At 34.1% G+C, this 11,653-nt stretch carries 6 protein-coding genes; 1 reads left to right on the forward strand and 5 read right to left on the reverse strand.

The features are described from left to right. Positions 1 to 11 precede the first annotated feature (11 nt). Genes FGM02_RS02405 through FGM02_RS02420 form a run of 4 tightly spaced genes read right to left on the reverse strand, consistent with a single transcriptional unit; the run spans position 12 to position 8,643 of the window. Positions 12 to 1,265 (reverse strand): alginate lyase family protein, encoded by a 1,254-nt coding sequence (locus tag FGM02_RS02405; protein ID WP_166461118.1) that lies wholly within the window; start codon positions 1,263 to 1,265, stop codon positions 12 to 14. 56 nt (positions 1,266 to 1,321) lie between these two features. Further along, positions 1,322 to 2,056, reverse strand: coding sequence for an SGNH/GDSL hydrolase family protein (locus FGM02_RS02410; protein WP_139956584.1), 735 nt, complete (start codon positions 2,054 to 2,056; stop codon positions 1,322 to 1,324). Positions 2,057 to 2,061: 5 nt separating this feature from the next. Beyond that, entirely contained in the window at positions 2,062 to 5,334 is a 3,273-nt protein-coding gene (locus tag FGM02_RS02415; protein WP_139956585.1) for a family 78 glycoside hydrolase catalytic domain, read from the reverse strand. A 36-nt stretch (positions 5,335 to 5,370) separates the two neighbouring features. Continuing rightward, positions 5,371 to 8,643, reverse strand: a complete 3,273-nt coding sequence (locus tag FGM02_RS02420) for a family 78 glycoside hydrolase catalytic domain (protein ID WP_166461119.1) — start codon at positions 8,641 to 8,643, stop codon at positions 5,371 to 5,373. Positions 8,644 to 8,816: 173 nt separating this feature from the next. On the opposite strand from FGM02_RS02420, the gene FGM02_RS02425 reads away from it, so the two are divergent. Beyond that, entirely contained in the window at positions 8,817 to 9,701 is an 885-nt protein-coding gene (locus FGM02_RS02425; RefSeq protein ID WP_139956589.1) for an AraC family transcriptional regulator, read from the forward strand. A gap of 10 nt (positions 9,702 to 9,711) precedes the next feature. Here FGM02_RS02425 and FGM02_RS02430 read toward each other — a convergent pair whose 3' ends face one another. Continuing rightward, a complete protein-coding gene (locus FGM02_RS02430; protein WP_139956592.1) occupies positions 9,712 to 11,628 on the reverse strand; it encodes a hypothetical protein in 1,917 nt (638 codons plus the stop codon). Between the last annotated feature and the right edge of the window lie 25 nt (positions 11,629 to 11,653).

Here is an 11,653-nt window from a genome sequence, read left to right on the forward strand (position 1 = left end):
TTTATACTTTTTTATTTTTTTCTGTGTAAAAGATTTATCGGTGGATACCTTAAAGCATCAAGTGGCTTCAAATTAGTATAAGTTTTAAATTTAGAATCTATTAATATGGTGTCCAAAGCAGTAGATGCCATAGAAAACACTGGTACCATATACTTATTAATTGCTTTTTCTGGTCCGCCTTCGGTAATTTGTCTCTGAGGCCATTTTTCAGTACCTAACACAAAAGGAGTTAAATACGAATAAGCCTTCTTGAGGCTTCTGCCATCTTCAGTTTCAAAACCCCATAAATCTATACCTAATTTTCGCCCCATAAGCGTTAACTCGGTTAAAGACCATAAATTTAAAGTGGCATATTGAACAGATTTGGTTCTTCCCATTTCTCTAGGCTGACTTCCATCTGGCATAATTTGATCTGCAATTCGAGCTTGTTTAGCTTCTTCAACCACCTGTTTAGCTTCTTCATTTTTACCGAGATACATCATTAACCCGACTACTTGATAATTATAATGATTTGCATGGTTCTGCCTAGTTAAACCCGCTTCTATTGCCATAGGGTTGGTTATAAGCCAATGGAGATAATCATTAAACCAAATATCCATGCCTTGTTTTACGTCAATTGGTAGAATCCCATCGTTTTCAAACATTTGCATTGCTGTGATTACTTGAGATTGCTGACACCATTCCTGTACTCCGGCCTTTCTTCCATCTGCAAGTCCTGGAACTGCTTGACCAAAATTAATATTGGGATTTACCCTAGTTTCAAGATTCAAATACCAAACCTTTATCAATTCAATCGCTTTTTCTGCAAACCTTTTATCTTCTGAAAAATAATAAGACCATGTTAGCTTCTCTATGGCATCAAAAAAAGCTGTATTTCTGCTAAAATCTGTATCTGCACCAAGTGACACAGGATTAATTATACCGTCGCGAGCAATCCAAGGCAAGCCATCTGGCTTAGAATTATCTGGCCATCTATAAGGCGCGTAACTTAAATAATCGTGTAGATCTTTACTAGGTGGTATTTGGGTTTTATTTGTTACAGGATCCGCCACATAATCCAACGCCGCATGCCCTTCTTTTAACACCTCATGGTACTTATTAATGAAATAACTATCCTTTTCTTTTATTCGTTTTTTTACTAATTGTAAATGAAGTTCATTGTAATAAATCAAGATATTAGACTTATCATCTGCAATGCTATTTTCACCTATTGAGTTTAAACTCTTTTTCCCTGAAGCGTTACAAGATGTTAGTATTAAAACCATTAGTAGAGTATTAACTAATATACTTCGCAATAAAAAATGTTTCATATAATCTTTATTTATTCAAAATATTTAATAATTTGGTTTGCAATTAACTCATGTCCTTTTTTATTAGGATGATTTATTTGTGCCATATAACTATTCAATTCCTCTTTATCAGCATAAAGAAATTCGAATACTTTATAGCTATCTACCAAACCAACATTATACTTTTTGGCGAGCAACCTTATTTGATTTACATGCTGTTTTAATTCGTTTTCAGGGTTATTATAATCAACTCTCGTGTCTGGAGAAGGTGTTAATAATATAACAAGTATATCATTTTTTAATGCCTTTACTATCATGTACTCCCACGCTTTTTTAGCTTTTTCTAAACCAACACGTCTATCATTTAAAGCGTAGTCTATAAAAAGCACATCTGGTTTGTGGTTTAAAACAGTATTTTTAAACCTAGCAACACCCTTTACAGAGTTTTCTCCACCAATACCTGTTACAATAGTATTTATTACCGCATACGGATATTTTTCTTTTAACTTTTCTAAAACCAAATGCGGATATGCAGCTAGTGTATTTACATTTGGTGTTTTAAAATACCCCGACGGCACACTATGACCGTGAAATACAATGTTTATGGTTTTATTATCTGGCCACTCTTTTAAAAGTTCTTGTTTTACTTTAGACAAATAATTATGTGCATCTACCTCTTTAGCAATTACAATACGAGACGCTGTGCAACCACAAAAAAGGGCTACACAACATAAAGTGATAAAATACCTAAATCTTAAGACCTCCATTTTATTTAATTAGATTGATCTATTTTTATTTCTGAAATTGATGGTGCTTTTTTAGCATCTCTAATATAAATTCTACATTTTGTAGCTGTAACAGCATCGAATTTATGCGTTTTATTTGCACCACAAGTGGTACCAATTACAATATCTTTCCATTTGCCATTTTCCCAGTATTGTAATTTATATGAGGTAATATTATTCTCATATTCATCAATAATAATTTTATTAAATTTTTGAGGTTTTACCCACTCTACTTCTAGGTATTGATTTTTGGTTTCTGTAGCAAACCAACGCGTTTCTTCATCTTCATCATTCACTCTAAAAGCTTCAAAAACGGGTAGTTTTTCTGTTTGAATAAACATAGAGGATGCATTCATTCTACCTAATTTTGCCAAATTCTCTGTGTTTTGTAACGGTTCTATAAATTGAGTTACAGGCAATTCATCTACTTTAAAATTGTAAACTCCTGAGGTAACATTATAAATCACATAATTACCAACAGCTTTATTTTTTTCTGTTCCTACATAAGTTATGTTTTCAGTATTCTCAGCTAAAACACCGCTTTCTTTTATAACCTCTTTACTTATTGCTGGCAAAAACACTTTTGCTGTTGTATTTACAGGAACTTCAATATGAAACGTAGCTGTGTTTGCTTTCTTTGTCCAATTAACAACCACATTACCATACATCGATTCATATGCTGTATTGGCATAGGTTAAATCGCCAACAGGAGCTGGTTTTATAATCATATTTTGCATTCCTAAACTTTCCGGATTTGGTCTAATTCCACCAAAACCTTTAATAAAATACCCACCAATACCTGTGTAACAAGTGTGAATTTGACTATTTCCTACCGCAGACCAACGCTCTGGCCATACTGTTTTACCTTGTTCTAGGAAGTAACCATAACTTGGGTGGTGTTTGTCTCTTAACAACTCATAAATTAAATCCATACGCTCACCAGACTCTGTAAAATAGCGTGTATAAAGGGCTTGCCCAGAACTACCTGTATCGTAATATGGAAAATCATACAAGACATTATTAACCAATTGCGCCTCTGCTTTTTCTTTTTCTGATGCTGGTGTTACTCCCGATAAAAGTGCAAAAGCTTGATCTACTTGATACCCCTTTAAATATTTACCCGTTTCTGGATTGTAAGACAATTTATGGGTTGCTTCTTGCTGCACTTTCAATCTATTTTTATAAGCTAGCGCATCTTCAGTTTTATTCAGTGCCTCTGAAATATGCATCGCATTTTCTAACATAAAAGCATATAAACAATTGTTAAAATGTGCTGCGTCTGGAGAATTACTACTTGTCCAGAAATTACCACGTGGCGTACACCAATCTCCCAAACCTGGCATTTCTCTTTTTCCTTGTTCACCAATTATTAAAGCACCACCAGTTTTGTAATTAGAATGCTCATACAACCAAGTCATCCATTTTTGCATCGATTCGTAATTATCTTCTAGTACTTTTTTATCGCCTAACATTCTGTAAGTTTCCCAAACTGTTAGTGGGTTATTTGCTTTCCACATTAAAAACGGACGATCTTCTTCATTTAATACGGCTCTAGTTTGACCATCTGGAAATTGTGCATCTCTAGTATATTGTAAATATTGATCCATATACGCGCCACTTTCAAAATTGGGCAACGCGTCACCATACATTGCAGCTACAGTAACTTCTCCCCAACCACGTCGTTCACGGTGTGGACAATCGACCAAAATACCATCCATAGTATTGGCTAAATAGGTATTTAAATTAACTTGATAAATTTGATTCAATTGCGCACTTGAAGATTCAAATTTGCTGATTTGCTTACGATTGTTAGTCACTACATAACCTCTTGCATCTGCTATTTTAGGTTCATATTTTAACCCATAAACGGTAACCCAACGTCCTCCTGCAACATTAAACCGGTTGGAAAACTTTCCTTTTCCTGATTTTCCAAAAATATATTTACTTTTTTGACTCCAATTCATAATTCTTTCGGTCTGATCACTAATTTCAAACAAAATAGAATCACCTTCCTTTCCATTATACAAATCCATTTCAAAAAAACCTGTATAGTTTTCTCCTAAATCAATACGATAGGTTCCATCATCATTTTTAGCAACCCCAATAGCTTTTATCTTCTTAAATTTTACTTGAGGCTCTACCATTTGAGCGCTTAACTCAGCTTTTATTGGGCTATACAATGCACGAACTTCTCTGTTTTTATTACTGTTTAAGGCAAAACTTATATTGTTACCTTCAGGTATTTTAGCATTTAAAACTTCATAATCGTACACACTTGCATTCATCCAATTGCTGTCATTATATTGTGCAGTATTCCAATCGTCTTCTCTTTTGCTATCATCAATCGTTTCACCTCCAAAACGCAGTATATCCCAATCTCCATAATATTCAGAATTACTTTTTTTAGTTTTCCAAGTTTCATCTGTACTTAAAGTAATATTTTCTCCTCCTGCAACAATTTCTGCTTGTGCTTTAAATACAAACGGAACCATTCTATATTCTCGAATACGTGTCCAACGTGCCCAACCAGCAGCGTGCCATACCGCAATAACATTGTTTCCTTTTTTTAATTTATCAGCAATATCATATGTTAAATAAGGAATCCTTTTTTTCATATAAGATGCCACAGGATTCAATACATTATCGGTAACTTTTTCACCGTTCACATACAATTCATGATAACCAAAAGATCCTACGTGCACAAAAGCCGAAGTCGCATTTTCTGAAAGTGTAAACGTTTTTCTATACCAGTTATGATCGGTCTTTTTTTGATCTGCTTTGTAAATCCAATCCCCTTTCCAATCTTCTGATTTTAAAAGTCCCATTGAAAATTTACCAGAATCACTCCAATTAGATTCCTTGTTTGTAGCATCCCAAACTTTTACTTTCCAAAAACAGGCTTGGTTAGATGCTAATTTTTTACCCGCGTAAACATTATTTACAGACGCATTGGTTTCCGTTTTTCCAGAATCCCATAAATCGCCAATATTATTGTTCAAATTATCTAAACTACTCGCAACAAGTATTTGAAACGCTGTTTGTTTTTGTCCTCTTTTTTGATGTTGATCAACTAACTTCCAACTTAATCTTGGCGCAGTATTATCTATACCTAAAGGATTTACTCGGTATTCGCAACGCAAATCATTCACTTCAAGTATTTCTGAATTATCAGATTTACAACTAGATAGTAATGCTAAAAAAAGTATAGTCAGCATAGTACCGCCTACCCATTTTAGATTTGTATTGAAGAAATTATTCATTTTATAAATTTTGTTTGTAGTATGATATTCAACTATTTATTTTTGATACACTTCAAATTCTGAAACACTAGGTTTATCTTTAGCGCTAGTGATAAATAATCTACATTTTTTAGATGTAACCGTTTCAAAATTGAATGTTTTAAGATCTCCAATAGAAGTTCCGTTAGCAAGATCTACCCATTGGTTTTCTTTTAAATATTGAATTTTATAATTGGTGATATGCTTGTCTATTTCTTTAAGTACAATAGTATTGAAAGTTACAGGCTTCACCCATTCTATCTCTAACCATTCCTTTTCTAAACCACTTGCTTTCCAATGCGTTTCAATATTTTCATCATTCGCTCTAAAAGCTTCAAAAACTGGTAATTTATCAGATTTAATAGTCATTGAAGACGCATTCATTCGTGCTATTAAAGCTAAATTTTCTTGCTGATTTAACGGCTCTGGATAGGTTGTTTTTGGAAGTTGCGTCACGTTAAAATTGTACACACCAGAACTAACTTCATAAATAACATAGTTTCCAACGGCATCACTTTTTTCTGTGCCTGTATAATTAATTCCATCAACATCTTCTGCAATAACATTACCTTCTAAAACATCTTGACTTGAAGTAGCCGGAATGTATATTTTAGCTGATGTATTTACAGGAACTTCAACTTGAAAAACTGCTGAATTATCCGTTTTTTTCCAATTTACAGCAATATCGCCATACATCGATGTATAAGCTGTGTTAGCGTACGTTAAATCGCCTACCGGAGCAGGTTTTACAATAAAACGTTTCATTCCAAATGTTTCAGAATCTGGTCTTATACCTCCAAAACCTTTGATAAAATAACCACCAATACCTGTGTAACACGTGTGTATTTGACTGCCACCTACCGCAGACCATCGCTCTGGCCATACCGTTTTTCCTTGCTCAATAAAATACCCATAACTTGGGTGGCGTTTATCTTGAAGTAGTTCGTAAATTAAATCCATACGCTCGCCGTACTCGGTAAAATAACGCGTGTAAAGTGCCTGACCAGAACTACCTGTATCATAATATGGAAACTTATACAATACTTGGTCTACCAAATTATCATATACCTTTTGTTTTTCTGATTCTGGCGTAATACCTGCAATTAATGCAAAAGCCTGATTTACTTGATGTCCTTCGCCATATTTCCCTGTTTCAGGATTGTAAAGTTCATTATGCGTAGCCTTACGTTGCACCTCTAAACGGCTTGCAAAAACTTTTTCATCTTCATCCTTATCTAATGCTTCGGCAATATTTTTTGCTGATTCTAGCATAAAAGCATACACACAATTATTAAAATGAGCTGATTCTGGGGAGTTACTAGATGTCCAGAAATTACCTCTTGGCGTACACCAATCTCCTAAACCAGGAAAAGCCATAGAACCTTGCTTCCCTACTTTTAACGCTCCGCCTGTGTTGTAATTTGAATGTTCGTATAGCCAATGCATCCATTTTTTTAATGCTGGATAATGGTTGTTAAGTAATTTTTTATCGCCCAACATTCTATACGTTTCCCAAATGGTAATTGGGCTGTTTGCCATCCACATTAAAAAGTTAAAATCATCACCATTAATTACGGCTCTCATTTTACCATTATCTGCTTGGGCATCTTGCATAAACTGTGCGTATTGCTCCATATAAGCACCGCTTTCAAAATTAGGTAAAGCATCACCGTACATAGCTGCTACGGTAACTTCTCCCCAACCACGTCTTTCACGATGCGGACAATCTACCAAAATACCATCAATAGTATTTGCGATATAAGTGTCTAAATTAATTTTGTAAATTTTATTTAAAAGTTCGCTAGAGCTTTCAAATTTGCTAATCTGTTTACGATCGTTTGTAATTACGTACCCCTTAATATCTTTTAATTCTGGCTTGTAATTTATCCCCTGAATAGTAACCCAACGACCACCTGCTAAATTAAAACGATTGGTAAAATGACCTTTACCAGATTTATCAAAAATACACATACTTCTTTGTTGCCAAGAAGAAGTTTGCCCTAACTGGTCGCTAATTTCGAAGGTAACTGTATCGCCTTCTGAACCGTTAAATAAATTCATCTCGAAGAAACCTGTGTAGTTTTCTCCCATATCTACCACGTAAGTACCATCGTTATTTTTTTGAACACCAATAGGTTTTACCTCTTTAAACTTAACTTGAGGTTCTACCATTTGCGCACTTAGAGTCGCGGTTATTTTACTTGTTGGCGGATTATTATCGGTGCTTTCTACAACTTTAGCTCCTTTTAAACCCAAATAAATATCGGCTTTACCAATTTCTTTTGCATCAGACTGATTGAAAACAACGGCATTTGCCCAATTGCTATCGTCATAATCTGCTTTGTTCCAATCATCTTCACGTAAACGCTCATCAATGACTTCACCACCAAAATTTAAAATATCCCAAGGCCCGTAATACGCGCTGTAACTTTTTTTACATTTCCAGGTTGTATCTGTTGCTAAAACCAAATTATTACCTGCAACAGAAATAGTAGCTTGCGCTTTAAATACAAACGGCGCATCGTGATACTCAACCATTCTTCCCCATCTAGCCCATCCTGCGGCGTGCCAAATACCAATAACGTTATCTCCTTTTTTAAGGTGATTTTTTATATCATAAGTTAAATACGGTAAACGTTTTTTCATTACCGAATACACCGGATTCATAACAGCATTACTTACTTTTTCGCCATTCACATAAACTTCGTGGTATCCAAAAGAAGCCACGTATATAAGTCCAGATTCTGGAACATCAGTAAGTGTTACGTTTTTTCTGTACCAGTTATGATCTTTTTTTGTTTGGTCGTTTTTGTAAATCCAATCGCCTGTCCAATCTTTTTCATTTAACAATCCCATTGCAAATTTGGCTGGCTCGCTCCAATTAGAAACGCTACCAGATGCATCCCAAACACGAACTTTCCAATAACAAATTTGTCCGGAAGTTAATGCTTTACCTTGGTATATATTATTAACAGATTGCGCATCTGAAACCTGACCAGAATCCCATACATCACCTTTATTTGCGTTTAGATTTTCTATACTATTGGCTACTATTATTTGAAACCCTGTTTGATTTTGACCACGGGTTTTATTTTTATCTATAATTTTCCAACTTAATCTTGGTTGTACATTATCTATTCCTAACGGATCTTCACGGTATTCGCATTTAAGATCTATTGGTGTAACCTCGCTTTTAATTTTTGAATTACAACTGATTATTGTTAACATAAAAACGGTAACAATAACAACTTTAAAAACTGAATTAAATGGACTTAATAATTTATTTTTCATTTGTAATAATTTAAAAATCTTATAATACATGTTACCTGTTTGTTATCATAAAACACAGATTTGAAAACATGCTTTATTTTAAATTGAAGTAGGGACTTTATTTTTTTATAAATTTCTATAATTAAACACTATTTATCAATTAACAATTTGATATATTAGTTGCACAAAATGATATGAAAAACACGTACCGAAAATATCTAATAACTCTTGAAAATGATAAAAAATGGGGTTTTTACATAAATAACCTAGGACGAACTGTTATCGAAAAAAACAGTAATTACCCTCCAAAAGACCATCCAGATAATTATTTTTTCACTTGGAACAGAGGTCGTGTTTTAGATGAATTTCATGTTGTGCTTATAACCAAAGGCGAAGGTTTTTTTGAAAGTAAAGAAAGTGGACCTCTAAAAGTATCTGATGGGGACCTTTTTTTATTATTTCCTGGAGTTTGGCATAAATACAAACCGTTAAAAAAAACAGGATGGACAGAACGCTGGGTTGGATTCTCTGGTGACATAGCCAATCAGTTATTATCAAATGGTTTTTTTACGCCTAATGAGCCTGTAATATCTAAATGCAATAAACCTCAAGTTTTAAATTATTTTAATTCCCTTTTTAAATTATTTGATGAAGAACCTTTTGGGTTTCAAAAATTAGCCTCGGGTATATGTATGCAACTTATGGCAGAACTCCATAACATAAAGCACGGAGGAAACAACATAGAAGACCTAAACTCTATGGTCTCTAAAGCAAAAGGTTTAATGTATGAAAACATTAATAAAAACATTGACTTAAAAAAAATGGCTGCCGAATTGGGTGTGAGCTATTCTAAATTTAGATTAGACTTTAAAAAGCAAACGGGTGTTTCTCCTTTGCAGTATTATTTATTATTAAAAGTTGAAAAATCTAAAGAGCTATTGTTAAGTTCCGAAAAAAACCAAAAAGAAATAGCCTATGAGCTAGGTTTTGAATCTGATTATTATTTTAACAGATTGTTTAAAAGTAAAACGGGATTATCACCTGGTAAATTTAGAAACCTAAGTAAAATACATACTTAAAATTGTAGTTTTAGCTTACTGTTAATGAAATAAGCAGTTCCTTTATACCTTCTTCAAAAAATACTTCTAAAGGCAATGCTTCGACTCCTGGTACCATATTAAAAGTTCTTGAGCCTTCCATTTCTTTTATTCTGATAGGCACATTCGCTTTTACAGTAACCAATCCTTCCGATTTTTGAATACTTATTTCTGTATCGCTTACTTGATTAAAAACTTCTTTATTTGGAGAAACAATAGGTAACACAAATGCGGTTGGCTCTGAAACCACTTGTTTTGAATTTACTTTAATTTTCATAATATCTGCTGAACAGATATATGATATAAAAAACTCTGAAGCTGTATTTTCAATTACATTTCTATCAACATCTTTCAATTTTACATTTGCTAGTAATTCAACATTACCATTTTCATCTTTACTAGTTACAGTGGCTGGCAAATCATAAAGGTTTGTGTACCAAACCTCATCTTTAAATGTTTCAATTCGCGGCGTTAAACAAATATCTTTTCCAGGTTGTGACTGTTGATTATTTTTTTCAACCATATGATACTCTGCCATACTTGCAGCACATAATAGCCCAACTCTATTATGATACAACGCACCTAACGCACCTCCTGAAGCTTGACGATAATCATATTTATAATGGTACTCGGCATCATAAGCACTTACAGTTCCTCTCCAATCGCCTCGTGCAAAAAGTGAAACATCTAAATCGTCAAAGTGTTTTACGCCATCAGCCATTGTTCTTGGAAGAGCTGTGTTTGTATTTATTTCTGGCAGGTGTTCCCAGTGATCTAACATCGATGCCAAAGGTTTTGCATGCGCAAAGGTATGATGTACGCAAGGTTTTATTCCTGCCGACACAAAATGTGGTCCACCATGAATCAAACCATCTGCAGTGCAACGTTTTAATAATTCTGTATTTTTAACCGCTGCCGTTCCGAAAGCTGGATTTATGTGTGCCATCATTCCAAAGGCTGGCTGACTTCCATCACAAGTACGACTTCCCCAGTAACTCCATTTATACATACGATTCCCCCAACTATTGTCCCAAGCTCCATCTGGCATCATAAATTCTAAATGACTATTTAAAGATTTTGTAACGATTTGCAATAAATCTTCCTCCTTATGTTTTAAAGCATACATTACAAGACTATTCAATGTTTCTTCTACATTATACCCCAAATCTACCCCATGTAAACCTTTAGCACTTAACTTACTTGAACTTTTTTTACATTCGCCAAACAACAAGCCTTCATTTTTTGTAAAATACCTTTTTACCTCATTTGCTAGTTTTGCACTTTTTGTTTTAAAATCTTCATTCCCTATAACATCACCAATTAAATCCAATCCATAAATGGCGGTACCTCCGTAATTTATATTGGTAAAATCTATCGTAAATTCCTTATAAATAAACTGCCCTGCTTTCGTCAAACGTTCTGTCCAAGATTTACGTGTTTTTTCATCTAAAACATGACCATGATAATGCAAAGCCTCAGCCAAAGCTATAGCGCCAAAAACAGTAATTCCTTTCCACGATTTTGGATTTGGGATTACAGTCCAAGCTCCATTTTCTTGAGAGACATTATTTTCTGCCCAAGTCATCACTAATTTTGCAGCCTCTATATATTTTTTATCACCACTAATGTCTGCCATATACAAAAAAGGATAGACTGCGTCCATACAACGCCCGTGAATATGAAAACAAGAAGGACAATCTAGCGCACCATGCTCTTCTAAATTAGCGGGATTGTTTATTTGTACTTTTAGCATACCATCACACCAATCTTTTAGAAGCGCTGCTATCATTTTTTTAAATTCCACGGAATGTTCTGGGTGATTCGAACAAGAATTAAAAACACTTCCCGATGGAATTGACAAGCCTAATCCCGCCAGTGTTGACAATTGTATAAAATTTCTTCTTTCCATATTTCTTATTCCTATAATCCGTTCA

Origin of the sequence: Flavicella sediminum, assembly GCF_006381105.1 — a bacterium.
Taxonomy (GTDB): Bacteria; Bacteroidota; Bacteroidia; order Flavobacteriales; family Flavobacteriaceae; genus Flavicella; species Flavicella sediminum.